This window comes from Streptomyces sp. PTY087I2 (genome assembly GCF_001687325.1).
GTDB lineage: Bacteria > Actinomycetota > Actinomycetes > Streptomycetales > Streptomycetaceae > Streptomyces.
Window position 1 is genome coordinate 1 of record NZ_LZRD01000042.1, and the last position, 25,339, is coordinate 25,339.

Sequence of the window (25,339 nt, forward strand, 5' to 3'; positions counted from 1 at the left end):
GCCCCTGGAGTTGTAGTGGTCGCAGTTGGAGTTCGTCAGTGGCGATTCTGCCCTCTGCCCGGCTGTGGGGCGCGGGTTTCTCGGAGGAGAGAGTCGTGGCTTTCGTCCCGTCGGGGTCTGTGTGTTGGTCTTGCTGGGGGCGGTAGGCCTGGCGGTGGCGGGTTGTTCAGGCGTGGTTGGGGTCAGACGGGTTTGAGCAGGGTGCGGAGGTTGGCCATGTGGGCCTTTACGGCGGCGATTTCGGTGGGGTCGGGCGGACCGGCCTGCTGGCCCTGGGAGTGGGCGGCGCGGCAGGGGCGGCAGAGGCCGTCCGGGAGGGCTTCCGGCTGGCCGGGGCGGCCGCAGTCGGTGCATTCCACGAGGATGCGGTGGGTGGGGGATGGTGCTGAAGTTCCGGTGCCAGGCGAGGGGGTCGGGGTGGTGGGGAGCTGGGGTGGGATCTTGTCGGTGAGGCGGCGGCGGATGAAGCGGGGCGGGCAGTCGACCTGTTCGGGGAGTCCTGCGGTGAGGGCTGCGGTCAGGTAGTCGGTGCTCACGCCTCGGGCGAGCCATTCCCCAGCCTGCGCCTCCAGGGCGGCGCAGTCGTCGGCGGACAACGCCAGCCGGCTGTCCTTGCGGCCGAGTTCGGCCAGGGCCAGGTAGGCGGGGGAGGGGGCTGCTGTCGGGGCTGCCTGGGCTGTCAACGCCGCCGGAGCTGTCGACGGTGCCGGTGTTTCCGGTGTCTGGGTCAGAGCCTCTGCCGGGCCCGGGGCGGCCTCGGGCGCGGTGCGCTGCTGCGGTACGGCGACGGGGGCTGGGGCAGGCGGTGCTGTGGCGGCCGGGGGCTCCGTAGGGGCTGCGGTCCGGGCGGCTTTCTCGGTGGCCAGGTAGGTGTTCCACCACTCGTTGTCGCGGGCGGTGCGGGACCAGAACGTGCGGAAGACCCACCGGGTTTCGTCGCCCGCGCCGACAGCGCACCGTACGCGCCGAAGGTGCCCCGCGACGGACAGGGCGTTCAGGGCGGTGGAGATGGCCTGCTGTCCGTAGAGCGGGAGCTGCTTGGCCAGCTGCTTCACGCTCATGTCTGCCCCGTCGGGGAGGTGGTCGACGAATCCGGCGACGTACCGCTCACGAGTCGGAAGCAAGGCGAAGTCGTCGCGAGTGCGGGGTTGTTGGTCGGGTGCGGAGCGTTTGCCGTAGCCGGGCTTGGCCATCGGGTACGCGGCGGGGACTGCGGGGACGGGCAGGGCGGAGCTAGAGTGCTGGACAGCCACGGGATCGCCTTCCAAGGGAGTGATCTTGCGGTGAGACCCCGGCCTGGTGCTGTAACACCGTGTCGGGGTCGTTTGGTTCTCGCACCGTAAGCGGCTGTCACGCTGCGCCGCAAGCTGTCACGATTAGTCATACTGGCTGGCCGTGACGGGGTGGGGAGGTGGGGGAGGTTTTTCCCAACCCCCCTCATTTCCAGCCCGGTTAAAGAAGGCGCTCGGGTCACGGGTCTCGCATCCCGACGCCCGAGTCTCGACACCCGAGCTTCGGGCCGGAGCCCCGTCCACGTACCCCCGAACGAGTGATGACGGAGGCTCGGGTCTCGGGTCTCGGGCCCCGAGCTTCGGGGGTTTACGCCTTGCTCTCGCCCAGGGCGGCACGCAGCCAGTCGAGGCTTCCTTGTGCCAGGAGTTCGTCGGCGAGGCGGTTGGCGGTCTCGGTGACGATTCGACCCCGGCTGTTGTCGATCCACCGCTGAGCGTTCTCGTAGCCCTGGGCCTTGTACTCGATGCCCTGGAGCAGGCACTCCAGCTTGTCCGCGTCCCGGGCGCAGACCGCCTCCGGCGATTCCTTCGCCTCGTACTCCGCGACCAGTTCGCGGATCGCCGAGGCCAGCACCTCGGGCATTCCCGCAGTTTGGTCGGCGGTGACCTCCTGCGGGTCGCCGGCGGGGGCGTACTTCTTCCCGAGGTGGTTCACGTCCCCGGTCCGTGTCTCCTGCGTGTCGTGCCAGACGGCGAGATAGGCGGCCCGGGCGGGGTCCGCGCCCTCCAGCTTCGCGATGATCGTGGCGATCAACGCCGTACGCCACGAATGCTCGGCCACACTCTCCGGGTCGCGCACTCCGGCCATCCACCAGCCGGTGCGCCGCGTCTGCTTGAGCGTGCCCGCCTCGTACAGAAAGCGGCCCACCGCGGACAGGTCGTCGGTCACGACCTTCTCCTCTCACGCCTTGCTGAGGCGGATCGCATACCGGGTGTCTTCAGGTGTTGTGAGGCTGTGCCTGGTGTGCCGCCGCGATCCGGTCGATGCGTGCGGCCAGGTCGAAGTCGGCCGCTGTGAGCCGGTGGCCGGCGTCGTGCGTCGTGATCCGGAACCGTACGTGGTCCCACCGCAGGTCGATGTCCGCGTGGTGGCCGACGAGCCGCTCGACGTCCGCGACGTTGACGATCAGCGCGACACCGCCGTGATACCGGACGCCGAACGCGCGGGTGATCGCGTCCCCTTCACGCACCCACCCCGACAACCCAGCCAGGCGCTCCACAATCTCCTCGTCCGGCAGCGGATCCTTGCCCATCGTCAGCTCCCCTCGGTCACCGGTGCCAGGATCTCCGCGAGGTCCCGGCCGACCGGGGCATCGTGCCACGGGCGCATCGCCCGTTCCAGCGTGGCCAGTTCCCGGCACATGCGGGCCGAACGGGTCTCGACAGCGATGGTGGCGACGGTGCGGGCGATCTCCACCGCCTGGTCAGGCTCCCGTGCTGTGGCGGCGGCGGTCGCCTGCCGGGCCATGTACACCCCGCGGTCCCGGCGGGCTGTCTCCGGTACCGTTGCCAACACCTGCGCCCAGAGGGAACCTGCTTCGGCGCTCAGGCCGAGCCGCCCGTAACAAGTGGCTCGCTGCACCTCCAGGTACCCCGGAGTCCGGCGGCATGCGTTGCCCCACGGCAAGTCGTCGTCGACGTCGGGCAGAAGGCGGTCGGCCTGGTCCAGGAGGTGATCGACGGCGCGCCGTTCGCCGGTGAGGCTGGCACCGTGGGCCTGCTGCTGCATGGCCATGATCCGCACTTTCGGTACGAGCCGGTCGGCATCGTCGAGAACGGCCTCGCACAGCTCGACGACCGCGTGCCCGTCGCCCAGATCGGTACGTACCTGGGCTTGGTTCACCAGTGAGTACCCGATCAGGTGCGGGTCACGGGACCGCGCCGCGATCTCCTGCGTCACTCCTCGCCAGAACGCCGCTCCGTCCATGTCGCCGGCATCCTGGTACAACCAGCCGACGAGAGCCGAGTAGGCCGCGCCCGCGCGAAGAAGCCCACGCCGCGTCTCACCCTTCGCGGAGCGCACCAGCTTGTCGATGAGCTGGTACTGCGCGGACACCGTACCGATCAGATCATGGGGTCCCAGGAACATGTCGGCCCGGTAGTGACCCTCCAACTGCTGCTGGAAGTAGTCGACCAGAGCAGGGTCCACGTGCTGCGGGGCCGTCGGACCCATGGCGAGCGCGGCCGCAGTGACGGAGGTGAAGGCCCGACGGTTCACCTGCTCCTCCTCATGGTGCTCCGGCCGGATCCAGCCCGGCGGGGTCGTGAAGCCCAGGTCCTCGGGCCAACGGCCGAGGGCGTCGTGGAGAACAATCGCGGTTTCCTCGGCCGGCCAGCCCGGGCGTTCTCCTTCCCAGCGGCGCCACGTTCGTGCCGAGACGGTGAACTGGCGGTCGTCCAGTAACTGTTGCCCGTGCTTGGTGAGCGCCCCAGCGGCGGCCTCGATGCTCCGCCACCCACGGCGCAGGCGGGCGGCTCGTAGTGCGTCGTTGCGGCCCATGCGTTCAGTGTGAGGTGTCATCGTCCGTACTCCTGGCCGTGGCCGTCGGGTGGCCGCACGTGGCCATCGCACGACCTATCTCTCACTCGACGTACTCGCCCATCATCAGGGTGTGACAGCGGGCCATACAGCGAAATGGCCGCGAGCTCGATGAATTGGTCAGGGAGAACGCCGTGCCGATGACGCTGAAGGTGTACGAGGTGAACCGCACAGGCACTGTCCGTGTCCTGCGGGAAGAAGCCGAGGTGATTCCCTTCGAAAGGCCGGAAGTTTCACACGAGTTCCCCGCCTGCGAATGCCCCACTTGCACCGAAGGCGCGTTGTGAAGACCACTGCCCTGGGCGACACCGCCTACAGGACGTGGCTCGGCCACACCCAGTTCTGCGCGGCCTGTCGTGCCGGGGCCTGCTGTCCGACGGCTGTGCGTTTGGGGCGTGCTTGGCGGGAGGCGCGGCGCGGATGAGGGGCTACGTGAATGGGGACGCGGATGACGTCCCGGTCGAGGATGAGCCGGAAGCTTGCTGCACCGAACGCGGGGTGACGCTGCTGTGGCGTGGTGATCCGATCACGGCGGCTGATGCTGTCGGAGGGCCGGTCGTTGCCCTGAACGCTCTGTCGGTGGGGCCGGATGGTCCGTGCAGTGTTGTCTGCCGCAGTGCGTTGGTGACGGACCTGGCCGACGTGCACGCTCTGTGCCGCCTGCCGGAGTGCGCCTGCCCGTGCCACGCGCCGCAGTCCGCTGCTGTCCGGGGTGCCGGATGAGCGTCAGCCTGTCGGTCACGGATGTCCGTACGTGCGAGGCGTGCTGGCGAGAACCGGTGACCGCCGTCCGGCACACCGCCCACGGCCGGGATCTGTTGTGCCGGGCTTGTGCCGAGGGCGGCTGTCCGCGCCGGGTCGACCTCTTTCCGCCGTACGGGATCTACCGGCTGCGCCACCCGCTCAACCAATCAGCTGTACCGATCAGAGGAGATGGACGATGACCGCTACCCACGTCCCGGTCGAGGCCGGCAAGCACGGCGGGCCGCTGTCGGACAAGCCGTGGACTCCGCCGCAGGAGCCGAAACCGTCGCCGGACGGCAGCCGGCCGAAGTGTGTACCGCAGCCATGAGCACCGCGCGCGAGGCACCCACGTACGCGGACCTTGTCCAGGATCTTGCTGATCGGGGCTTGCTCACCGGTCGTTGGCGGCAGGTGTTCGAGGCTGTGCCGCGCAGCCGGTTCGTTCCGGCCGATGTCTGGCGGCAACTCCCCGACCGGTGCGAGCCGGTGGTGGGGACGGACGACTGGCTCGCGCTGGTCAACAGCGACGAGCCGGTGGTGACCCAGCTCGATGACGGGGCCGAGGACGGGCCCGGTATCGCGACGTCGTCGAACTCGATGCCGTCGATGGTGGCCCGGATGCTCGGACTGCTCGATGTCCAGGACGGCGTACGGGTGTTGGAAATCGGCACCGGCACCGGGTACGCGTCCGCGTTGCTGTGCGAGCGGCTCGGTGACGATCTGGTCCACAGTATCGAACTGGACCCGGTCGTGGCCCGGCAGGCGGCCGAGGCCCTTGCTCAGGCCGGATACCGGCCGCACCTGCGGGTCGGGGACGGCGAACAGCCCTGGCCCGGCCTGGGGCCGGTGGACCGGCTGATCGCCACCTGCGCCCTGAGATACGTCCCGTACGCGCTGCTCCGGCAGGTCCGGCCCGGCGGGATCGTCGTGGCCCCGCTGGCCCGGGAGTTCTGGTCGGGGGCGTTGGTCCGGCTCCATGTCCAGGACGACGGCACCGCGTCCGGCCCGTTCCGCGGCGGGGCCACGTACATGCCGATGCGGGCCCATCGCCTGCCCGACCTCCACGACGTACACGGGAAAGGGCGAGCGCGTGCGGCGGGCCTGGATCCCGCCCGGCTCCTCGACCTCGGGTTCGCCCTGTACGCGGGCGCGCGACTGCCCGGCGTACGGCTCATCCACCAGGACACTGCCAACGGTGTCCAGGTGTGGGCGACCCGTGAGGACGGAGTTGCCGCGACGGCCGCCACGGGGGAGGAGGTGTGGCAGTACGGGCCCGGGTTCCTCTGGGAGGAGATCGAGCAGGCCTGGTGGGAGTACGAAGCGGCCGGGCGGCCCGACGCCGAGCAGTTCGGGCTGACCGTGACCGACCGGGGGCAGCAGGTATGGCTGCGCGACCCGCGTGAGGTCATCCGGCCGAGCCGGGCGTGACCCACGCCGGTGCCCGCTCGTGCGCACCGAGCGGGTCGACGGGGGCGGGCTGCCTTCCTGCTCACTTCTTGAGAGCCGTCGGCAGCGCGGACGCCGTCCACCACGGAGAAGGCCGCACGGCCCTCCCGACGTGGCGTCGGCCTACTTCTTCGTGCTGCCGGTCACCGATACGACGAACCGTCCATCGCGCTCGATGACCGCAAGGTCCGCGACCGGTGCCGATGACGGTCCGAGGACGAACCGGTGCTCCGCACCCATCTGGTCGCCTCGCGCCTCGCGGACCTCAAGCGCGTCGACATCCCCGGCGGGGCCGAGTTCGGATACCCATGTCACCGCGTCATCGACGCTCTCCCCTTCCTGGAGGTATCGGCAGACAGCCTCGTCGGAGTCGTCCCGGGCCGCCGCGCTCAGGAACTGACGTACCGCGTCCTCGCCGGACTCCGCACCGCTACCGCAGCCCGTCTTGCCGCAGCCCGTCGCCAGCAGGCCGGCCGATGCCACGAGGGCGAGCCATGCCGGCAGACGGCCCACGAGCCTGCTCACGCCCTGTTCTCCCGCCATGCCCTACCCTGCCCAGGTCCACGAAGCACGGATATCGACGTTCCCGGTGTACCACCAGTTGCTGTCGCTGCGGTACCAGCCAGCCCAGGTCGTGGCTCCAGTCTCCTGCTTTGCCGGGAACCGGGCTCCAGGTGTACGGGAGTTGGCGCGCGGATGAGGAGTCGGCGGCCAACCTCCGTACGGCCTCCCGAACGGCCCTGGGTCGTCGTGCCGCTGGCTACCTTGATGCCGTGCGGAGCCAGCGGCAGAGGGCGGAGAGCGACGGTGGGGGCAGGCCCGAGGGTGCGCGGGGCGTGGCCGGGGGTGTTGAGCAGGTCCGGCGGGCAGGGCTTCCGAGCGGGCCGGGCGGGCCTGGGGTCGTCGGTGGTGGGCCGGGGGGTCTGCTGCCGCTCCAGCGCATGATGGGGAACGCGGCCACCACGCGGGCGGTACGGCGCGGTAAGCGGCCCGTCGTCCGGCCCCCGGCCATCGACGAGCGGGCCGAACAGGGGCTCGTCCTGCCGCCGTACCTGATGGACCTCGAAGCGGGCGGGCTGTCCACCGCCTACGGGCTGACCGGGCAGGAGTTTGTCAGCAGCGCCGTCGCCGCCGTCGTGGGGCACGGCGACGGCACCGTGGCCGCCATCGCCGCCGAACTCGCCGGGCGGCCCGAGTCGTTCTTCGGGCGAGGCCGCGCGTTCGCGGTGGAGGGTGCGCAGGGCGGCGACGGGTTCGACGTCACCGTACGCATCGCACCCGCCCCCGACGACCGGCCGCCCACCTTCCACCCGTCCGCCGCCCTCCCCACGGCCGCCCCGGACCCGGGCGGGGCCCCGCTCGCCGCTCTCGACGACGCCGAGGGCAAAAACACCAAGGTCGACGTCCACCACAACAGCGCGGCCACCGCGAGCAGCGCGACCGGGAACTCCACGAGCACCGGCGTCGGCGGCACCGCGTTCGGGCTCGGCCCCGTCGCACCGGGGCTGTGGCTCGGCGGCGCGGTGACCGGCAGCGTGCAGCCCTGGCAGTCCTCGCGGGACTCCCGCACCCAGCGGGGCGTCGCCGAACCCCGCGTACTGCGCAGCGACCAAGGCTCGGTGGAGGTGCCGCGCCGTGTGGTGTACGCCGTACGGATCCGGCGGCAGACGGGCGGTGACGAGCAGTCCTTCCGGGGCTCCGGCACGCTCACGCAGCGCGTGCCCACCGAGCACCTGATTCCCGCCGGTACCGGGGCCCCGGCCCGGCCGCAGCCGGTCGACGACGAACTCGCCCGGCGCGTCTCGCTGGCCGACTCGCTCGCCCCGATCGGCGTGTCCGACACCGCCGCACCGCACCAAGGCGGCGGCGGGCTCTTCGACGCGGTCGCCTCCGTCCTGCACCCCTCACTCACCGCGCCCGGCGCTCCCGGCCGCGCCCGCCTGTACGAGGCGACCGCCACGCCCACCGTGCTGGAGGACCTGCCCCGGCTGCTGGGCAGCGGCGTCACGGGGGACGATCTGTACGCCAAGGACGGCACGAGCGCGGGCAGTTACCGCATGCGCGCAGTCGTCACCGGGCTGTCCCCGGCCTGGGGTGCCGGGAAGACCCAGCTGCGTACGCACCAGCAGGCCCAGCACTCCACGGCCGAGAGCGCGGGCAAGGGGCGAGCCGTCACGGCGGGAATCGGCCCGGCGGTCGGGCTCGGGGCCGCCGCCAACGCGGCCGTCGTACGGGCCACCGCGATGCCGGTCGCCGGGGCGCGCAAGGCCCGGTACAGCGTGAACGAGCAGACCGTCTCCAGCCGCCAGGGCGCGGAGGTGCGCGGCGAGAAGGCGCTGTACCTCGGGACCGTACAGCTGACCGTGGAGGGCACCGGGCCCCGTTCGGCGGGGATGATCCTGCGCCCGGAGACCCGGGTCGCCACGCACACCCTTCAGGTCTGGGTCGCGCTGCGGGCCGACGAGGCCCAGGAGTTGGGGCTTCCCTTGCCGCCGGGGAAGCAGGCGGGCGACTTCATCAAGCCTCCGCCGCGGGGGGAGGAAGGGGGAGGGGAAGGTGCGTCGGAGGGCGGGGCGCCCGCGGCCGCAGCGTCCCAACGCCATCTGCCCTTCGGTGCCATGGGGTCGAGCGTCACCCTCGGGCGGCTCGACACCGCCCCCATGCTCAAGGCCGTGCAGGAGCTGTTTGCCACCGACCCCCGGCTGACCGGCTATCTGCCCGCCTTCGGCACCACCGCCCCCTCTGCAGGCACCAGCCGGGAGGAAGCCGAGGCTCAACGCGCCAACTACCGCGACCTGATGGCGACCCTCTCCGAGACCAACTTGCGCGTGAACAAAGACCAGTTGCTGTCCACCGGGATCCGGGTGCGCCTGCGCCGCAAGACCGCGATGCACTCCCACGACGTACAGGTACGGGTCCACGGCGACCTGGACGAGGCCACCCACCTCGGCGACATCGACGACTGGCTGGTGCGCAGCCACGCCGGAGTTGCGGCCAACGTGCAGACCGGGCGCAGCAGTTCGCGTTCGATCGGCGGCATGGTGCTGGCTCAGGCCCGTCTGGTCCCGGGGGTGCTCACGGGCTCGGCCCGCTACGAACGCACCAGCTCCGGCGGTCGCCGCAACCAGGGCGGCCCCACGACCCGTACCGACGTCCTCACCAACGGCTCGGAGAAAGCGAGCGCGTTCGGGGCGGCGCTCCGCCTGAACGTGGACGTCACCATGACCTCGCGGCAGCGCAAGCTGGCCCGTGCCGTGACCCCGGGCGGCCCCGGCCGGGACGCGCCGGAGGCCAGGCTGCTGTCCGGGCTGCACCTGGAGGAGCAGGACGTACGGCTGCTGACGCCGGCGGAGTTCACGGTCGGCACGGAGGAGAAGCGGCGGCTGGACGCGGGCGGCGGGCAGGCCCCGGGCCCGGAGCAGCCGGTGGCGGCGGCCGGGATCGGTGATCTGGCCGCCCTCGCCCCGGCCCCGGCCGCCGGACGGCTCGTACGGGACTGGCAGCTGGTCGAGACGGTCGGCGACGGGCAGCCGGTCCGCGATCTGGCCCTCGCGCTGCTGGCCCGGGCCGCCGCCCGGGGCGAGGCGGGCCGCCAGGACCCGGCGCTGGCCACGGAGGGCCTCGCGCCCCGGCTCGCGGTCGAGGAGCGCTTCAGCCCGCAGGCGATCACGGGCGCGCTGCGGCAGGCCGCGTCCGTCGGCTGGGTCGTGAAGAACCTGCGCTACCCGCGCCGACTGGCCGCCTTGAACGGTGCGGTGGGTACCCGACTGGCGCTCGCCGCACCGCAGTTGGTGCACGAGGCGGCGGGCCCGGGTACCGAGACGTTCGTCCTGGGTGGTCACCAAGCGGGCGGGCAGCAGAGCAGCGGCAAGGCGAGCACGGTGCAGGTCGGGGCGACCGGCGTGCAGAACGGCGCGGAGTGGCGGGCCGGCGAGGGCCTGTCGGGGTTCAGGACGACGAGCGCGGGCGACAGCGAGGCGGCCACCGTGTCGGGGACGGTGGAGCGGAACGCCCACACGCCGAAGAAGGCCCCGCTCTATCTCGTACGGTGCGATCTGCTGGTCACGATGGTCGCGGAGGTCAAGGTCACGGGCGGCGGCCCGTACGTGGCGAACGCTGCGCGGACTCTGCCGGGCGCGGCGGCGGTGTGGCTGACGGCGGAGCAGCTGCGGGCGGCGGGGGTGGAGCTGCCGGGGTCGGCGCGCAAGGCGCTGAAGATGCCGGAGGCGAAGAAGACGCCGGAGGCGAAGGAGGCTGCGGTGGCGAGCAAAGCCCCCAAGGCACCCAAAGCGCCCAGGGCGGGGGAGGGGCGGTCGGGCGGGGACCAGGCGGAGTCGTCGGCGTCGGGGGCGGCGCGAGGCTCGACACGAGCGGGCGCGGTCGGAGCTTCGGGCAGCAGCGGCCGGGCCCGCCCCGGGCAGACCTTCTCCCGCGATCTGCCCCTCGGATTCGGCATGATCGAGGAGGTCCCGGACTTCGTCCCCCTGCTGGACGGCCTGCGCGGCACCCTTGCACGTACCGGGCACCAGGACATCGCTGACGACCTGCTGCCGCGCCAGCAGCTGCGGGACCGCAACGACAACGTCCAGCGTCTCCTGCGGGTCCTGGACCGGGACGGTTCCACCGGTCTGCTGGCGAGCGCGATGGACGGCGGGGTCACGGTGGAGCTCCTGGACGGCCGCAGCACGCCGTACTGGGCGGTGTTCAAGGTCGACCGGGTCGGGGACGGGATCCGGGAGGGGGCGGCCGAGGACGGCCGGGACATGGAGTACATCACCTCGGCCGTGGCCCAGCAGGCCTCGTCGCACGACGAGGGCGCGACCACCGGCGTGGAGGGCGTCCTCGCGGGCTCCGGCAAGCCGGACGGCGGAACGGGCCAGGTCAAGAGCGCCGGCGGGGCGGGCGGACTCGGCATCGCCTCGGGCTCGGGCCGCCGCCGGGGTGAGGCCGCGCGGGGTCAGCTCGGGATGAAGACGGTGGCCGAGGCGAAGACGGCCGGGTCGGAGAAGGTACGGGTGCCGGTCATCGCGAGCCTCGAACTCCACCGGGGGAACCGACGGTTGGCCATCGCCGGCTCGGGCAGGACGTCCCTGGTGCACCGGGTCCTTCAGAGCGACCTGACGGCGCTGCGCCGGGTGACCACCCCGCGCCGCAACCCGGCCCGCACGGCACCGGACACCCCGCCCGGCGACGCGGCCGGGCTGGGCGTCTGGCGGTCGGGCGGGGTGCCGCTGCCGATGGAGGCCCAGGTGAACGGTTTCCAGGGGGCCCCGCGTGTACGGGAGTTGGTGTCATCGGCGATACGGGCGGCGGGTGGCAACGACCGCTTCCGGCAGAAGGGCCAGGCCGCCGCGTACACGCTGGGCGAGGCGGTCTCCACCGAGTGGCTGATCGCGGCCCTGCCCCTGCTGACGAACGCCGGCGCGGAGCTGCCCCCGGTGCACGCGAGCGGCGCGTCGGGCCAGGACCTCCGGGCTTCCGTGCACGCGCGCCTGCGGGCGGGCCGGGTGCTGGGGGCCGGGGACAAGATGGCGTTCGAGACGATCGCCCAGAGCCACCCGGGAGCGCCCCGCCCCACCCAGACCGACGGCCAGAGCTCGGCCGAACAGGGCAGGCAGGCCCGCGGACTCATCGGCGCCGGAGTGCTGAACGCCGACGAGTTCCGGCTGAACCAACTGATGGGCAACACCGGCGGCGCGGGCTCGGCGAGCGGGGCGTCGGCCCACGGGGCAGGCTCGATGCCGGTGCACAAACCGAAGTTCACCTCGGTGCTGGTCCAATTCACGCTGGACGTACGAGTGGTGGCCCGGGTCACGGACCGGGTGCGCACCTCCCGAACGGCGATGGCGGAACGCGAACTGACCCTGCCCCGCCCGGTGGTGGTCCGCATGCCGCTCCCGGTGGCCCAACGCCTCCTGGCCGCACACCCGGACGCGGTGACGGACCCGCGCGATTACCTGGGGCTCCAGGCGGACCAGCGATGATGGTGCAAAGGTCGGGCTTCCACGCCGATCGCCGTTGTCGTGGTCAGGGTAGGTGAAATTCTCCGATGAAACTGGACTTTACGGGTCTGCGAAGAATGCCGGATGAGGAGCTGGTTCGCAAGGAAATCCGATATCTGGCGCTGGTGCAGGTCGACCTCATGGCGCTGTATCAACGTTGGGGGCGCCCCGATGTCGGCGTGGACTCCTTGGCCGAATGGTTGAGCTTCGCGTTCGCGCTGCCCAGCGGGGAGAAGTTCGCTTTGCAGCGTGAGGCCTGCTATCCGCCTACACCCGGATTCCTCCTCAGTACGACCCGGGCGCTCTTCTCCGCAGAAGGAGCGGAGCAGGTGATCGTGGCGCTTGAGATTCCCGAGGCATTCGCGGTGGAGTTGAGCTCCGAAGTGGTTGGCTGAGACCTGTCCCGTGATGATCGAACGGCTGAGCCGGATGCTTGGCGTGGCCGCGTGCTCAGCCCGGCGGACGGCGTTGTCCAAGACGGGTTGGACGCCGTGGTCACGCCAGCCAGGCGACAGATCATTTCAGTTGCTGATCTTCCTCCGCCCAGTTGAGCATGGGTGTCAACGAGACGAGGAGGACGATGGATGGGACTCATGCTCTGCCCTGCAGACGACGATGTGGCCGGCCCGGACATCTCGTGGTCGTACTACGGGTTCAAGCTGTTCAGGGAGTGGCTGGCCCACATCGAGGGATTCACTCTTCCCGAGATGGTCGGATTCGGTGGGAAGCGCGCGTGGAGCAGCATCACCACCACGCTGACGCCGCTGCTCAACCATGCGGACGACGACGGCGACCTTGCTCCCGCTCAGTGCGCGGCCATGCTGCCACGGCTGGAAGAGATCGTCGGCGAGCGGCGACAAGTCGCCGACGATCCCGTCCTCCAGCGGCGCATTGATGACACCCGCCAGCTGATCGATGTCTTGAAGTACTGCGTGGACAAGGGCATCGCGCTCAACTTCTGCTGACTACCGGACCAGCAGTTCCCGCTCCAGACGACCGGTAATTGCGGGACAGCTCTTGGGCGCCACCAAGCTCTGCGCGCCCTCACTCCTCGCGCAGGCTCGTGACCAGGTCGCGCGGCAGCCCATGCGTGTCGTGCAGGTAGTGGAAGTCCTCCTCGGTCAGCGGGCCTTGGAAGCGGGGGCGGGCGAGTACGCTGCGGCCGCGGTTCAAGAGGCGGCCGAATCGGTGCTCCTCGTCCAGCAGTGTCCGGAGCACGTCGGCCGGGCGCATGTCCTGGTGGAAGTGGTCCAGGGTGTGCCGGACCAGGTCATCCGGCAGGTCCCCGAGGCTGCGTGAGGCGTCCTCCCGCCACAGCACCGTGAGTACGCGGCGTACCAGGCGGCGCAGCACGTAACCCTGTCCCGTGTTGGACGGGCGGACGCCGTCGCCCAGCACCACGACGGCCGAGCGCAAGTGGTCGCTGACCAGGCGCAGGTCGGGCTCCTTCAGGGGCCAGAGGGGCGGGAGCAGGCGGCGCCACGGGTCGAAGGCGTCGCAGGCGAAGACGGATGGCTTGCCCTGGAGCAGGGAAGCCAGGCGCTCCAGGCCCAGGCCGGTGTCGACGTTGCGCTGGGGCAGCGGGACGAGCGAACCGTCGTCGAGGCGGCGGTGCGTCATCGTCACGTGGTTCCACACCTCCACCCAGCGGTCGTCGCGCGTGGGCGTCGACTGCGGCGGGCCCTCGCCGCTCCAGAAGAAGATCTCCGAGTCGGGGCCGCACGGCCCCACCGGACCGTTGGACCACCAGTTGTCCTCGATGGTCAGTTCCACGGGGACGCCCAGGCCCTGCCACAGCTCCACCGAAGCGGTGTCCGGGCCCGTCCGGTCGTCACCGGCGAAGGCGGTGGCGTACAGCAGGCCGGGGTCGATGCCCAGGCCCTCGGTGAGCAGCCCGTACCCCCAGTCGAGGCTGCGCGGGCCCCCGTAGTCGCCGAGCGACCAGGTGCCCAGCATCTCGAAGACCGTCAGGTGGGTGGCGTCCCCGACCTCGTCCAGGTCCGTGGTGCGCAGACAGCGCTGTACGTTGACCAGGCGCTTCCCCAGAGGGTGAGGCCGGCCTTCCAGGTACGGGGTGAGCGGGTGCATGCCGGAGGTCGTGAAGAGCACGGGGTCGCCGGGGGGTGGCAGCAGGGTCGAGCCGGTGATCCTGCGGTGGCCGCGTTCTTCGTAGTACTCGACGAACGTCCTGATGAGCTGGTCCGTACGCATGGGGGTGGCTCCTTCGCGTCGTAGCGGGGAGGCACCGGAGAACGGAACCGTTCAGTCACCCGGCCGGGGCCAGAGGCTCCGCGGCACTACCGACGGACCGTTTCCGGTCGCCGGGGGGAAGATGAAGTCAGACGGCGGCGGCCGGCGAGCTGGTCGCTCGCGCGGTCGCGGTGGTGCTTCGGCCGGTGACGTTCATACGGCAACCCTAGCGCGGGTCCGGTCGGGGGAGCATGTGAATTTGCCGTCGGTGTCGGAACGGCCAGGTCAGATCGGCGGCATCAGGTCGCTCTCGCTGATGGTGTACGCCAGTGGGGGATAGGTGAAATTGGCTTCCTGGTTCTCGCGGCGCCGCAGTCGGTAGAACTCGTCCCGCTGCTCATCGTCGGCCAGCGCGAGCCGCGCGCCCTGCGGGAGGTAGGCGTGGCCGTCCCGGAAGTGGACCGAGGTCTTCGACGTTCGGAACGTCAGCCCCAGCCATTCGTTCTCCTCTGCCTCTCCCGGCGAGTCCAGGACAATCCTGTGTTTCAGGCGGCGATTCGACGCGACCGAGAAAGTCACCACGCTGTTGTGTGTGAGAGGGATCTCGAACTTCTCCCCGTCGCCATCCTTCGGGGTGAAGATCAGCTTCCTCGGTGGGCCTGCTTCCGGATTCCGGTAGCAGGAGAAGACGGCGATATGCGAATCGTCGGCCAGGTCCAGGGCCTGGTCGGAGTGGGCGCCCATGGTCCTGTACGCGTTCGTGTAGCTCTCGAACAGGGCGTTGTTGAATTCGGCCGGGAGGTCTGAGTGGTCTTGGATCTGTTGCGCCAGGCGCTCGTGCACCGGGCGGAAGCGCTGCGCCGGGGCGCTGTATCGCGTGGTCGTACGCACGAGAGGCACTCCGCCCGTCGCGTCGACCCTGGTGAGCACAGCGCCTCGGCGGCCCTTTCCCGCGTCCTCCAGTACGGCCGACGCCGACAGCTCCGCGAAGAGGTTCTCCCCGGTCTCCTCGGGCTCCCCGGTCTCCTCCGTCGGCAAGGCGTGCGCGAGGACCCCGTACGAGAGGATCCCGTCCGAGATCCTAGATTCCGGGGGCAACGTAGTCCCCCGAGTTCATGCTGAAGCGGAAATCGTTCCCGTAGTCGATGAAGGACGACGTCCTGTTCTCCTCGGCGTACAGCTTGCGCAGATCCTCCATGCCCTCCTGCGTGGGCGGCTCCAGCTTCACCAGGTCTCCGGCCACTCTGAGGAACGTGTGCCCGTCCTTGTGCACGGCCTCGGTGCTCGAACAGCGCACCACATAACCCAGGCGGGTCGGGAGCAGTTCGGCGTTCAGCCCCGAGGGCCGAATTTCGTGCGTGTACAGGCGGTTGGTGGACAGCGGCATGAAAAAGACCGAGCCGGGGTGGAGGGTGATGCTGAACTGCTGGGGAAGGGCATTCGCCGTGCCCCGTTCTTCGGCCGTTTCCTTGAGGCGGAAGTGGAGGCGCGTGAGGCCGCTGGTCCCCTTCACGCCGTAGTCGAAGGCGTCGCCGGGCATCGGCCGCAGATGGTCGAGCCCGTCGTAGAAGGTGCAGAAGGCCATGATGCCGTTGGCCGGCATGTCCTTGGTCTTGTCGGCATGGGCCGAGATCTTGGCCTTGGCCTGCTTGCGCTCGGCCGTGGCACGGGTGTTGCGGTAGATCTGGGCGAGGACGTGGTTCAGCGGTGCGTGGCCCCGGAAGACGGTGTCGGCCTCACGGTTCAGCTCCTCGACCACGCTCGTGTCGGTCGGTCGGAACGTCTCGGTCGGGCCCGAGAGATTCGTGGAGCACCGGAGCAGCCGGAAGTGCCGTTCGTCGCCGTCCTGTGTGACGGGCGTCAGATAGATCCCGCTGCGATGGGACGTTCCCGGCTTCGTGGACTCCGTCAGGGACTGGAACACGTGCTCCGAGCTGATCCGTCCGAAGTGGTCGGCGTCGAGGTCGAAGAAGCGGCGGTAGTACACGCCGGCCCCGTGCACCCGCAGGGGGACGCGGCCGAGGCCGATGGTCGTCCACGGTCGGCCGGCGTCCTCGTCGTCACCGTGCGACAGTTCCCGGATCACGAATACCCGGGCAGCGGAACTCAGTTGATCGTCGGATACGGTCGACAGGTCGCCGCATACGTAGACGGTCTTCCCTGCGAGGCCGGGCGGGTCGGAGGCGAGTTCCTCCGGAGTGATCGTGGACCCGAAGAAGTCCCTGATCGCGTCCGAGCCCTGTACGTCCGAGGGGGCGACCAGGACGTTGTCCGCCTCTTCGATGCGGGCCTCCAAGGCCTTTGCCGCGTACGTCAAAACGCTCCCCGTCCTTTCGCGGACATCAAGCGCGGCCGCGCGAAGTCCGTGTTGTCCACCACCGCGTCCATCCTCGGCAGCGGGTCCACCTCGTCGAGGTAGAGACGCTCCGCCACCAGGTACCGGTTTCGGTGGATCGACTCCGCGTCCGTGCCCGCCCAGTCCTGGTCGCGTTCCGCACCACGGCGTACGGAGAGTTCGGCGTCCACGTCCATCCAGATCCGGAAGTCCCAGTAGGCGTCGATCTCGGGCCGGAACGCGAAGACGCCGTCCACGATCAGGATCGAGTCCGGAGCGAGCGGGGTCGTTTCCCCCGCGTGGTTCTTCTGTGTCAGGGGGTCTATGGAGCACAGCGAGCAGGCCTCTGCCTCCGGGGTCCGACACGGGTCCAGCAGGAGGCGCTTGGCCGTGCCGTAGTCGTACGCGTTGCGGTAGTAGCCCTCGCCCGACTCCCGGTCGTACAGGTGCCGGTCCTTCCACGGGTTCTTGAAGTCGTCCAGCGTGGCCCGGAGCACCGGGCGGCCCGACTCCGCTATGTGCGCCGCCAGTTCGTGGCCGAAGCTCGTCTTCCCCGCTGCCGTGAAGCCGTCGATGCCGACCAGGAGCCGGCCCGGTCCCCGGGCCCGGATGCGGTCCGCGATGGCCTCCGTCAGCGCGCTGCGTTCCGCCGACGCCGGTGCGGGGTACGGCTGTTGCCAGGTCGAGGGGGAGTGGCTCACGGATGCTGCCTCAGGTCGTCCCATCCGCCGATCCTCGCAAAGGCTCCTGGCGCGCCCTCAGGTGGGCCCGTTCGCCCTGGTGGCCGAAGAGGACCAGCAGTTCTACGGTGCGGTCGTCGTCGGGGCCGAGCCAGTGCGGGACATGCGTGTCGAACTCGGCCGCCTCGCCGGGCTTCAGGGCGAGCGTTCGCTCGCCCAGGATCAGCCGGAGCCGGCCGGCCAGGACGTACAGCCACTCGAAGCCTTCGTGGGTCCGCAGGGTCGGTTCCGTGCCCGCCGGGCTCGGGCGGATCAGCAGTTTGTGGGCCTGGACCCCTCCCGGGCGGCTCAGCGGTACGTACGTGAGGCCGTCCCGCGTCACCGGGCGCAGGTGGATGCGCGGATCGCCCGTGCGGGGCGCGCCCACCAGCTCGTCCAGCGGGACCGCGTGGACCTCGGCCAGCGGCAGCAGCAGTTCCAGCGTCGGCTTGCGCGTGCCGCCCTCCAGGCGGGACAGCGTGCTCTCGTTGATCCCGGTCCGCTCCGCCAGTTCGGCCAGCGTCATGCCGTGCCGGCGTCGCAGTTCGCGCAGGCGGGGGCCCACGCCCGCCAGTACGCCGTCCCGGTCCCTGGTGCCCGACGCCGGTGACGGCTGTTCCGGCGGTGGCTGTTCTGACGCGTCTCCCATGCGCCCCAGGTTGCCGAAACGGCATGGAAGCTTGCAAGGGCGGCAGGCCGCGGCGCACCTTCCTCCCGAGAAGCAGGAAACAGGGAACGGAAACGAAAGGGATCCGACATGAGCAGCGACACCACCCGCGCCACCGACTCCGCCGCGTTCTGGGAGAACCACTACGCCGGCATGGACCCGCAGTGGGGCACCCGGCCCAACGCCGTCCTCGCCGAGGTCGTCACCGCCCTGGCCCCCGCGCCGGGCGGCGGTGACGGCGGCCGGGCGCTCGACCTCGGCTGCGGGCACGGCGGCGACGCCCTGTGGCTCGCCTCGCTCGGGTGGGACGTCACCGCCGTCGACGTCTCGGCGACCGCCCTGGAACGGGTTGCCGCCGGAGCGGCCGCGGCCGGGCTTGCCGACCGGGTCCATCCGAGCCGGCACGACCTCGCCCGGTCCTTCCCCGAGGGGGCCTTCGGTCTCGTCACCGCCAGCTACTTCCACACCCCTGTGGAGATCCCGCGGGATCAGGTCCTCCGGCGCGCCGCCGAAGCCGTTGCCCCCGGCGGTCTCCTCGTCCTGGTCGAGCACGCCTCGCTCGCCCCCTGGTCCTGGCGGGACGGCCACGAGGACGTACGGTTCCCCAGCCCCGACGACGTACTCGCGTCCCTGCGGCTCGGCGACGGATGGCGCACCGAGCGCTGCCACGCGCCCCGGCGCACCGCCACCGGGCCCGGGGGACAGACGGCGACCGTGACCGACAACGTCATCGCCGTCCGCCGCGCCTGAACCCGCCCGAGCCCGCCTGAGCCCGCCTTGACTGTCAGAGGCGGGTGGCAGAGTGGACACCATCGAAGGACCGGGCGCCGGAAAGGACCGGAGGGGGAGTTGTGGGGGATTACTTCCAGACCGTCGTCGACCGCGATGTCACCGAGGCGGACGCCGCCCCGCTGGCCGCGCGCGTCGTCGCCTGGCTCGTGGCCGAGGGCGTCATCGGGCCCGACCGCACCGAGCTCGTGCTCGGCCGCGACCTCGGATATCCGCCGGGGCCGCGCATCCGTGAGGTCGTCGACAGCAGCGGCTGGGGCGAGCCCTGGCAGGGCGGAGGGCTCGACGTCGCCGTCACCCGCACCATTTTCGACGCCGGGCAATGGGCCGACCCGTCCTCGGCCCGATGCCCGCGCTGCGAGCGGGATATCGAGTTCCGCGACAGGGCTCTTCAGGACATACCCGGTGCCTGGGATCCGTTCTCCGAGGCGATCTCCGACTGGGAGGCGGGCGTCGAGGCCCTCGTGCGGTGCGCCCACTGCGACGCGTCGTCCCCGCTCGTCGACTGGACCGGGATGGAGCACTGCTTCGCCTTCGGCGCCCTCGGCTTCACCTTCTGGGGGTGGCCCGACCTCACCTCGGCCTTCCTCGCCGAGTTCGACCGCCGGCTGGACGGCCACCGTACGGTCGTCGTGAGCGGGAAGATCTGAGGCGGGCCGGGGCCGGGCGAGCCGGCTGAGGGCTGTCCCGGAGAGCCCTGACCCGCCCCGTATCCCGACCCTGCCCCGTAACCGCGAACTCCGCCCCGGCTCAGCCCGCGACGATGTCCTCGTACCCGCTGATCTCGCGCGGGTCCCGCGTCCCCGGGCCCACGTACGTCGCCGACGGGCGCACCAGGCGGCCCGTGCGCTTCTGCTCCAGGATGTGCGCCGACCAGCCCGCCGTGCGGGCGCAGGTGAACATCGACGTGAACATGTGCGCCGGGACCTCCGCGAAGTCCAGCACGATCGCCGCCCAGAACTCCACGTTCGTCGCCAGGACCCGGTCCGGGCGGCGGTTGTGCAGCTCCTCCAGCGCCGCCTTCTCCAGCGCCTCCGCCACCTCGAAGCGCGGGGCCGCCAGCTCGCGGGCCGTGCGGCGCAGGACGCGGGCGCGCGGGTCCTCGGCGCGGTAGACGCGGTGCCCGAAGCCCATCAGGCGCTCGCCCCGGTCCAGGGCGCCCTTCACATACGCGGTCGCGTCGCCCGTACGCTCGATCTCCTCGATCATGCCGAGGACCCGGGACGGGGCGCCGCCGTGCAGCGGGCCCGACATCGCGCCCACCGCGCCGGACAGGGCCGCCGCGACGTCCGCGCCCGTCGACGCGATGACCCGGGCCGTGAACGTCGAGGCGTTCATGCCGTGCTCCGCCGCCGACGTCCAGTACGCGTCGACCGCCTTCACATGCTTCGGGTCCGGCTCCCCGCGCCAGCGGATCATGAAGCGCTCGACCACCGAGTGCGCCTTGTCGATCTCGCTCTGCGGCACCATCGGCAGCCCCTGGCCGCGCGCCGACTGGGCGACGTACGACAGGGCCATCACCGCGGCCCGCGCCAGATCGTCCCGGGCCGTCGCCTCGTCGATGTCCAGCAGCGGCTTCAGACCCCAGACCGGGGCGAGCATCGCCAGCGCCGACTGGACGTCGACCCGGATGTCACCCGAGTGCACGGGGATCGGGAACGGCTCGGCGGGCGGCAGGCCGGGGTTGAACGCCCCGTCCACGAGCAGGCCCCACACATTGCCGAAGGAGACGTGACCGACCAGGTCCTCGATGTCGACCCCGCGGTAGCGGAGCGAACCGCCTTCCTTGTCCGGTTCGGCGATCTCCGTTTCGAACGCGACGACTCCCTCAAGACCGGGTACGAAGTCGGACATCAGGCGGCTCCCTCAGTTCGGCGGGCGACGGGTGGCGTGCGGTGCGCGGCGTGCTGGGCTGTGCGGAGGCCACAGCGGCCTGCCCCAAGATATTGGCGGGTTCCTCCGATGCGGGGAAGCGTGACATCCGGCACAGGACCCCCTTTCGGCGGCGCGTGGTTACGGCCCCTCGGCGCCGGGCAGACTCGGCCCCTGCGGCAGGATGGGCCCCGTGCCCACACCAGAAGGTTCCACGGGACCCCTCCCGGACGATTTCACCACCGATCCCGCGGCCATGCGCGAGCAGTACCGCTCGGAGGACTTCGTCGAGCGCGACCTCGCCGCCGATCCGATGGAGCAGTTCGCCCGCTGGTTCCGCCAGGTCGCCGTCGGCGGCGTGCTGCACGAGCCCAACGCGATGATCGTCTCCACCGCCGACGCGGACGGCCGCCCGTCCTCGCGCACGGTGCTGCTCAAGCAGTACGACGACCGGGGTTTCGTCTTCTTCACGAACTACGACTCCCGCAAGGGCCGCGAGCTGGCCGCGAACCCGTACGTCTCCCTGCTCTTCCCCTGGCACCCGATGGCCCGCCAGGTCATCGTCACCGGCACCGCCTCCCGTACCTCCCGCGAGGAGACCGTCGGCTACTTCCGCACCCGCCCGCACGGCTCCCAGCTCGGCGCGTGGGCCAGCGCCCAGTCCGCCGTCGTCGGCTCCCGCGAGGAGCTGATCACCCGGTACGAGGAGCTGGCCGCCCGCTACCCCGAGGGCGAGAAGGTTCCGGCCCCGCCGCACTGGGGCGGCTTCCGGGTGGTGCCCGAGACGATCGAGTTCTGGCAGGGGCACGAGAACCGGCTGCACGACCGGCTGCGGTACGTCAGGGAGGGCGGCGAGCCGGGCGGCCTGTGGCGGGTGGAGCGGCTCTGCCCGTGAGGCCCCGCGCCCGGCATCCGTACGACGCAGAAACCCGCAGGCCCTGGCAACGCAGAAACCCGCAGGCTCTGGTTCCTCCGTGCACAGAGGAGCCGGCCGGACTTACCGGCGAGCCTGCGGGTCGGTGACTGCTTGGGATTGGCCGGCGTCCGGCCTGGCACTGCAAAAGAGTGCGACGACGGGCGTCAGCCCGCAGCCACCTCACGAGTCCGAAGAGAAATCACTTCCGGAACACCTCCTTTCCTGTGTGCTCCACAGCCTAGGAGCGCCCCGCATCGCGGTACAAGCGATTTATTCGCCGGTCCGCGTCGCCCCTGTAACCCGTGTCAGGCCCAGCGCGCTCCGGACCTTCCGCAGGTCCACGAACTTGAAACCGGTGGCCTCCCGGCCCTCCTCCGCCGGAGTGGCATTGCCGTCCTGGACGACGAGCAGGCCGCCCGGGTACCGGCTGCCGAGCGGTTCGTTCAGGACCGCCGCGCCGTCGCAGGCCTCGGACCCGTCCAGCGTCGCCGAGGCCGCCGTCACCCGGAAGCCGCCCGCGTACCCGGGAAGGGCCCGGCTCTCGCGGCCGGTCCGGCGGGCGTACGCGGCGAAGGTGTCGTCACCCTGGCTGGAGGCCAGGAGGTAGCGGTCGCCGTTCCGCTCGGGGAGCAGGGTCAGGCCCTCCACATCGGCCGAGATACGGGTGCCGCCGAAGCCCGGGTCCTTGCCGGGGGCGCACTCCTCGCTCTCCTCGTCGTACGTCCCCGGCACCCCGTACTCGCGGACCTTGTCGACCAGCACCGGCTTCCCCCGCAGGTCGGCGGGCATCCGCCAGATGCCCACGTCCTCCTGGCCGGCGAAGAGCGTGCCGTCGGCCGGGTCGACCACCATCCCCTCGACCTGGGGCAGCTCGCCCGGCTCGCCGCAGGGCGTCCAGGCCGTGCCGTCGGGCAGCCGGAAGGTGGAGGGCAGGTCGAGGCTGCGGACCTTGCGGTACGTCACCGTGCCGGACCGGGTCGGCAGCAGCTCCAGCAGCGCGATCGAGGTCCGGTTGCGGCGGCTGGCCAGTGCGTACGAGCGGCCGCTGCGGCGGTCCGTCCAGGTGGCCAGACCGTACGCCGTCGCCTGCTCGTTGACCTCGTCCTGGCCGGCGGAGAACACCCGGGGCGCGGCCGGGTCGGTGACGTCGGTCAGCGGACCGCCCGGGCGGGACGGGTCGATGCGGTGGATACGCAGCCGGTCGTGGCCCCGGTCGGAGGTGACGGCCAGATCCGCCGTACGGCCCTTCCCCCGGCCCGCCGTCGAGTTCGTGGTCCGGTCCGGGGCCAGCCGCATGCCGTGCACCAGGTCCACGTTGTTGAAGCGGCCCGGAGCGTCGTCCGGGCCGGGCGCGGCGGGTGCGGGCAGCGACTGTACGAGGCGGGCGTCCAGGCCGTAGACCCGCAGCCCGCCCTCCTTGGCGGTGGCGATCACCAGGCTGCGGTCCGGGTCGGCCGGGTTGCGCCAGATCGCGGGGTCGTCCGCGTTGGCGTTTCCGCCCTGCTCGTCGTCGTACAGCGTGGCGGTCTCGGCGCGCGGGGTGACGGCGGGGAGCGGGCGGGAGGCGTCCTGCCGGGCGGCGGCGGGCGCGGGGGCCGCGGCGGTGAGCGTCGCGAGCGCGGCGCAGACGGCCACGGTGGTCGCGGTCGCCGGGCGTACGGTGCGGAAGGGCGTCACGGAAGGGCTCCTGGAGGTCGAGGGCGAGCGCGAGGGGCGGGGCCCGAGGTCGGGGAGCGGGGCCGGGGCGGACGAAGGCGACCCAAGGCTGGGCGCGCCCGGTGGACTCCGTGTGACGGCGTCACCACGCACCGCCGTGCCGCCGGTGAACTCCCCGTACCGGAGCGCTCGTCGCCCGCTGACGGGCGTTCACGACGTGGCGCGAAACCGTCGGGAGGCCGGTGGCGGAAGAAATGATTTCGGTGAAGTGGATGTGTGCTGGGTCACGTTCGAGTTGAATGGTCTGACGTGCAGCAATACACGCGGCGACGCGTGGGGAAACGGCCGACACGTTCTGCGGGGGGTGCGGAGTGGGTGCTTCCAGGAGCAGCGGGACCACCGACGAGCTCGGGCCGGACGAGGATTCCGGCGGCGGGCCGCCGGGGTGCTCGGCGGCCCCCGGGGCCCCGGCCCCCGGCGAGGACGGGCTCCCCGGCGCGCCCGACGGCTCCGAGCTGCTGGCCGCGCTGCTCGACGGCATGGACGCGGCGCTCTGCGCGTTCGACGCGGCCGGCACGGTCACCCACTGGAACCGTGAGGCCGAACGCGTCCTCGGCTGGACGGCGGACGAGGCCGTCGGCCGCAGCGGATTCGCGGGCTGGGCGGCGCGGCGGGCCGACGCGGACGAGGTGCGGGCCCGGCTGATGTCGGCCATGGGCGCGCCGGGGCGGCAGGTGCACGAGTTCGCGCTGCTGCGCAAGGACGGCGGCCGGGTGCTGGTGCGGACCCAGTCCGCCGGGGTGCGCGGCGCGGACGGCCAACCGGCCGGGGTCTACTGCGCGTTCAGCGAGGTGCACGCCCAGATCGATCTGGAGCGGGCCATCGCGCTGAGCGAGGCGCTGCTGGAGGACGCGTCCTGGGGCGTGGTCCTCGTCGATGTCGACCTGCGCCCGACGGTCGTCAACGCGCACGCCGCTCGCGCGCTCGGCGGGAGCCGCACCGCCCTCCTCGGCCGCCCGCTCGGCGAATTGATCGTCCAGGGCGTCGAGGAGCTGGAGGCCGCCCTGCACCATGTGCTCGCCGAAGGGGCCCCGAGCGCCCCGGCCGAGCTGTGGGTGACGCTGCGGACGGCCGAGGGCGAGCGGCGGCGGTGCTGGCGCAGCGGATTCCTGCGGCTGGCCTCGCCGTTGACGGAGGAGCCGGTTCCGCTCGGTGTGGGCTGGCTGTTCCAGGACGTCACCGCCGCCAGGCTCGCGGAGCAGGAGGCCGACCGGTTGCGGTTCCGGACGAGCCAGCTGCACCGGGCCGCCCGTACGGCCTGCGAGTGCGAGGACCCGATGGAGGCGGCGACCTCCCTGCTGGACTTCGCGCTCGCCGGGTTCGCCGATCACGTCCTGGTCGACTTGGTGGCGGGCGAGCGCCTGGTACGTACGGCCGCCACCCCGTTCGACGCGCCCGGCCCGTGCCTGCCGGTCGCCGGGGGCTCCATCCCCGCCCGGTACGCCCCCGGCCACCCGGCCCTCCAGTCCGTCGAGCGCACCGGCACCGTCCGTACGAGCGCGGGGGCCGGGACCGCCGCGTCGCAGACCTGGGCCGTGGACCGCCGCTGGCCCCGGGACGCGGCACACGCACTCTGCGCGGTGCTCCGGAGCCGGGGCCGGACACTGGGCGTCCTGACGTTCCTCCGCGCGGCGAACCGGGCGGCCTTCGAACGCCCGGACACGGCATACGCGGAGACGGTCGCGGCCCGGGTCGCGGGGGCGGTGGACCTGGCGTTGGTGACGGGGGCGGGCAGCCTTTAGGCCCCATGGCCCCATGGCCCCATGGCCCCATGGCCTCAGGGCCTCAGGGCCTCAGGACCCCAGAGCCCGTGAGGGACGGGCCCCGCGCCTTCGCGATCCGTGCCCGCCGCCCGGCTTTTGCCGCGCGGCGGGCACCCCCTGGGTGCCCCGTGAGGCCCTGGACGGCCCCCGCGCGCCCGCCGCACGAAGGCCCCGGCCGCCCCCGCGGCGAGGTCGTCACGAGAGGTCCCCGGACGCCCCCGCCGCTCCCGCAAGCCCCCGGGACGGCCCTGCGGGGCTCAACACGGCCCCGGGCACCCCGCGAGGCCCGGGACGGGCCCCGGCGCGCCCGCCGCACGAAGGCCCCGGACGTCCCGCAGCGAGGTCGTCA

At 71.7% G+C, this 25,339-nt stretch carries 22 protein-coding genes; 10 read left to right on the forward strand and 12 right to left on the reverse strand.

Translation table 11 applies throughout. The annotated features are described in order from the left end of the window. Window positions 1-182 precede the first annotated feature (182 nt). The 4 genes from A3Q37_RS31835 to A3Q37_RS31850 all read right to left on the reverse strand — a co-directional run bounded on the left by A3Q37_RS31835 (window position 183) and on the right by A3Q37_RS31850 (window position 3,813). Window positions 183-1,253: a MarR family transcriptional regulator gene (locus A3Q37_RS31835; RefSeq protein WP_079138081.1), complete on the reverse strand. Its 1,071-nt coding sequence runs from the start codon at window positions 1,251-1,253 to the stop codon at window positions 183-185. Window positions 1,254-1,599: 346 nt separating this feature from the next. Beyond that, complete coding sequence (locus tag A3Q37_RS31840) at window positions 1,600-2,181, reverse strand: HD family hydrolase (protein WP_065490005.1); 582 nt, start codon at window positions 2,179-2,181, stop codon at window positions 1,600-1,602. A gap of 49 nt (window positions 2,182-2,230) precedes the next feature. Beyond that, complete coding sequence (locus tag A3Q37_RS31845) at window positions 2,231-2,545, reverse strand: 4a-hydroxytetrahydrobiopterin dehydratase (protein ID WP_065490006.1); 315 nt, start codon at window positions 2,543-2,545, stop codon at window positions 2,231-2,233. 2 nt (window positions 2,546-2,547) lie between these two features. Then, window positions 2,548-3,813 carry a Twin-arginine translocation pathway signal gene (locus A3Q37_RS31850; protein WP_255312001.1) on the reverse strand — a complete coding sequence of 422 codons (1,266 nt, stop codon included), beginning with the start codon at window positions 3,811-3,813 and terminating at the stop codon, window positions 2,548-2,550. Between the two features lie 737 nt (window positions 3,814-4,550). On the opposite strand from A3Q37_RS31850, the gene A3Q37_RS38130 reads away from it, so the two are divergent. The 3 genes from A3Q37_RS38130 to A3Q37_RS31855 are packed head-to-tail and all read left to right on the forward strand — an operon-like array spanning window position 4,551 to window position 6,003. Then, window positions 4,551-4,775: a hypothetical protein gene (locus A3Q37_RS38130; protein ID WP_079138083.1), complete on the forward strand. Its 225-nt coding sequence runs from the start codon at window positions 4,551-4,553 to the stop codon at window positions 4,773-4,775. Next, the gene (locus A3Q37_RS38135) at window positions 4,772-4,903 is read left to right on the forward strand and encodes a hypothetical protein (protein WP_255312007.1); all 132 of its coding nucleotides are present in this window, start codon (window positions 4,772-4,774) and stop codon (window positions 4,901-4,903) included. The genes A3Q37_RS38130 and A3Q37_RS38135 overlap by 4 nt, the downstream gene beginning before the upstream one ends. Next, window positions 4,900-6,003, forward strand: a complete 1,104-nt coding sequence (locus A3Q37_RS31855; RefSeq protein WP_065490009.1) for a methyltransferase domain-containing protein — start codon at window positions 4,900-4,902, stop codon at window positions 6,001-6,003. Before A3Q37_RS38135 ends, A3Q37_RS31855 begins: the two co-directional genes overlap by 4 nt. Before the next feature lie 141 nt (window positions 6,004-6,144). Here A3Q37_RS31855 and A3Q37_RS31860 read toward each other — a convergent pair whose 3' ends face one another. Beyond that, entirely contained in the window at window positions 6,145-6,546 is a 402-nt protein-coding gene (locus A3Q37_RS31860) for a hypothetical protein (RefSeq protein ID WP_255312002.1), read from the reverse strand. A 416-nt stretch (window positions 6,547-6,962) separates the two neighbouring features. Here A3Q37_RS31860 and A3Q37_RS31865 point away from each other — a divergent pair, with 416 nt between their 5' ends. From A3Q37_RS31865 to A3Q37_RS31875, 3 genes are all read left to right on the forward strand, one after another. Then, the gene (locus tag A3Q37_RS31865; protein ID WP_065490013.1) at window positions 6,963-12,005 is read left to right on the forward strand and encodes a hypothetical protein; all 5,043 of its coding nucleotides are present in this window, start codon (window positions 6,963-6,965) and stop codon (window positions 12,003-12,005) included. 65 nt (window positions 12,006-12,070) lie between these two features. Continuing rightward, on the forward strand, window positions 12,071-12,418 hold the full coding sequence (locus A3Q37_RS31870; RefSeq protein WP_065490016.1) for a hypothetical protein: 348 nt from the start codon (window positions 12,071-12,073) through the stop codon (window positions 12,416-12,418). Window positions 12,419-12,607: 189 nt separating this feature from the next. Then, entirely contained in the window at window positions 12,608-12,988 is a 381-nt protein-coding gene (locus A3Q37_RS31875; RefSeq protein WP_065490021.1) for a hypothetical protein, read from the forward strand. Window positions 12,989-13,067: 79 nt separating this feature from the next. Here A3Q37_RS31875 and A3Q37_RS31880 read toward each other — a convergent pair whose 3' ends face one another. The 5 genes from A3Q37_RS31880 to A3Q37_RS31900 form a co-directional block, all read right to left on the reverse strand. Then, on the reverse strand, window positions 13,068-14,234 hold the full coding sequence (locus A3Q37_RS31880; RefSeq protein WP_065490023.1) for an alanine--tRNA ligase-related protein: 1,167 nt from the start codon (window positions 14,232-14,234) through the stop codon (window positions 13,068-13,070). A gap of 264 nt (window positions 14,235-14,498) precedes the next feature. Beyond that, window positions 14,499-15,311: an alpha-ketoglutarate-dependent dioxygenase AlkB gene (locus A3Q37_RS31885; RefSeq protein WP_176711547.1), complete on the reverse strand. Its 813-nt coding sequence runs from the start codon at window positions 15,309-15,311 to the stop codon at window positions 14,499-14,501. Further along, window positions 15,295-16,530 (reverse strand): hypothetical protein, encoded by a 1,236-nt coding sequence (locus A3Q37_RS31890; RefSeq protein WP_065490026.1) that lies wholly within the window; start codon window positions 16,528-16,530, stop codon window positions 15,295-15,297. Before A3Q37_RS31890 ends, A3Q37_RS31885 begins: the two co-directional genes overlap by 17 nt. Beyond that, the gene (locus A3Q37_RS31895) at window positions 16,527-17,249 is read right to left on the reverse strand and encodes a uridine kinase (protein WP_255312003.1); all 723 of its coding nucleotides are present in this window, start codon (window positions 17,247-17,249) and stop codon (window positions 16,527-16,529) included. The genes A3Q37_RS31890 and A3Q37_RS31895 overlap by 4 nt, the downstream gene beginning before the upstream one ends. Window positions 17,250-17,259: 10 nt before the next feature. After that, window positions 17,260-17,916, reverse strand: a complete 657-nt coding sequence (locus A3Q37_RS31900; protein WP_065490035.1) for a helix-turn-helix domain-containing protein — start codon at window positions 17,914-17,916, stop codon at window positions 17,260-17,262. Window positions 17,917-18,024: 108 nt separating this feature from the next. Between A3Q37_RS31900 and A3Q37_RS31905 the strand changes: the two genes are divergently transcribed. Together A3Q37_RS31905 and A3Q37_RS31910 are read left to right on the forward strand one after the other, a co-directional pair. Next, window positions 18,025-18,684 (forward strand): bifunctional 2-polyprenyl-6-hydroxyphenol methylase/3-demethylubiquinol 3-O-methyltransferase UbiG, encoded by a 660-nt coding sequence (locus tag A3Q37_RS31905; RefSeq protein ID WP_065490038.1) that lies wholly within the window; start codon window positions 18,025-18,027, stop codon window positions 18,682-18,684. A 101-nt stretch (window positions 18,685-18,785) separates the two neighbouring features. After that, window positions 18,786-19,373, forward strand: a complete 588-nt coding sequence (locus A3Q37_RS31910; RefSeq protein WP_065490040.1) for a hypothetical protein — start codon at window positions 18,786-18,788, stop codon at window positions 19,371-19,373. 100 nt (window positions 19,374-19,473) lie between these two features. Here A3Q37_RS31910 and A3Q37_RS31915 read toward each other — a convergent pair whose 3' ends face one another. Then, a complete protein-coding gene (locus tag A3Q37_RS31915; RefSeq protein ID WP_065490042.1) occupies window positions 19,474-20,577 on the reverse strand; it encodes a citrate synthase 2 in 1,104 nt (367 codons plus the stop codon). Window positions 20,578-20,851: 274 nt separating this feature from the next. Between A3Q37_RS31915 and pdxH the strand changes: the two genes are divergently transcribed. Further along, window positions 20,852-21,490 (forward strand): pyridoxamine 5'-phosphate oxidase, encoded by a 639-nt coding sequence (gene pdxH / locus A3Q37_RS31920; protein ID WP_065490045.1) that lies wholly within the window; start codon window positions 20,852-20,854, stop codon window positions 21,488-21,490. Window positions 21,491-21,781: 291 nt separating this feature from the next. Here pdxH and A3Q37_RS31925 read toward each other — a convergent pair whose 3' ends face one another. After that, window positions 21,782-23,188 carry a phytase gene (locus tag A3Q37_RS31925; protein WP_065490047.1) on the reverse strand — a complete coding sequence of 469 codons (1,407 nt, stop codon included), beginning with the start codon at window positions 23,186-23,188 and terminating at the stop codon, window positions 21,782-21,784. Window positions 23,189-23,538: 350 nt separating this feature from the next. Here A3Q37_RS31925 and A3Q37_RS31930 point away from each other — a divergent pair, with 350 nt between their 5' ends. After that, window positions 23,539-24,969: a PAS domain S-box protein gene (locus A3Q37_RS31930; RefSeq protein ID WP_065490049.1), complete on the forward strand. Its 1,431-nt coding sequence runs from the start codon at window positions 23,539-23,541 to the stop codon at window positions 24,967-24,969. The last annotated feature ends 370 nt before the right edge of the window (window positions 24,970-25,339 follow it).

Coding starts and splice junctions, on each gene's coding strand:
- A3Q37_RS38130 (WP_079138083.1), top strand. CDS start 4,551: ATGAGCGTCAGCCTGTCGGTCACGGATGTCCGTACGTGCGAGGCGTGC.
- A3Q37_RS31870 (WP_065490016.1), top strand. CDS start 12,071: ATGAAACTGGACTTTACGGGTCTGCGAAGAATGCCGGATGAGGAGCTG.
- A3Q37_RS31900 (WP_065490035.1), bottom strand. CDS start 17,916: ATGGGAGACGCGTCAGAACAGCCACCGCCGGAACAGCCGTCACCGGCG.
- A3Q37_RS31915 (WP_065490042.1), bottom strand. CDS start 20,577: ATGTCCGACTTCGTACCCGGTCTTGAGGGAGTCGTCGCGTTCGAAACG.
- A3Q37_RS31865 (WP_065490013.1), top strand. CDS start 6,963: ATGATGGGGAACGCGGCCACCACGCGGGCGGTACGGCGCGGTAAGCGG.
- A3Q37_RS31905 (WP_065490038.1), top strand. CDS start 18,025: ATGAGCAGCGACACCACCCGCGCCACCGACTCCGCCGCGTTCTGGGAG.
- A3Q37_RS38135 (WP_255312007.1), top strand. CDS start 4,772: ATGACCGCTACCCACGTCCCGGTCGAGGCCGGCAAGCACGGCGGGCCG.
- A3Q37_RS31875 (WP_065490021.1), top strand. CDS start 12,608: ATGGGACTCATGCTCTGCCCTGCAGACGACGATGTGGCCGGCCCGGAC.
- A3Q37_RS31845 (WP_065490006.1), bottom strand. CDS start 2,545: ATGGGCAAGGATCCGCTGCCGGACGAGGAGATTGTGGAGCGCCTGGCT.
- A3Q37_RS31880 (WP_065490023.1), bottom strand. CDS start 14,234: ATGCGTACGGACCAGCTCATCAGGACGTTCGTCGAGTACTACGAAGAA.
- A3Q37_RS31855 (WP_065490009.1), top strand. CDS start 4,900: ATGAGCACCGCGCGCGAGGCACCCACGTACGCGGACCTTGTCCAGGAT.
- A3Q37_RS31850 (WP_255312001.1), bottom strand. CDS start 3,813: ATGACACCTCACACTGAACGCATGGGCCGCAACGACGCACTACGAGCC.
- pdxH (WP_065490045.1), top strand. CDS start 20,852: ATGCGCGAGCAGTACCGCTCGGAGGACTTCGTCGAGCGCGACCTCGCC.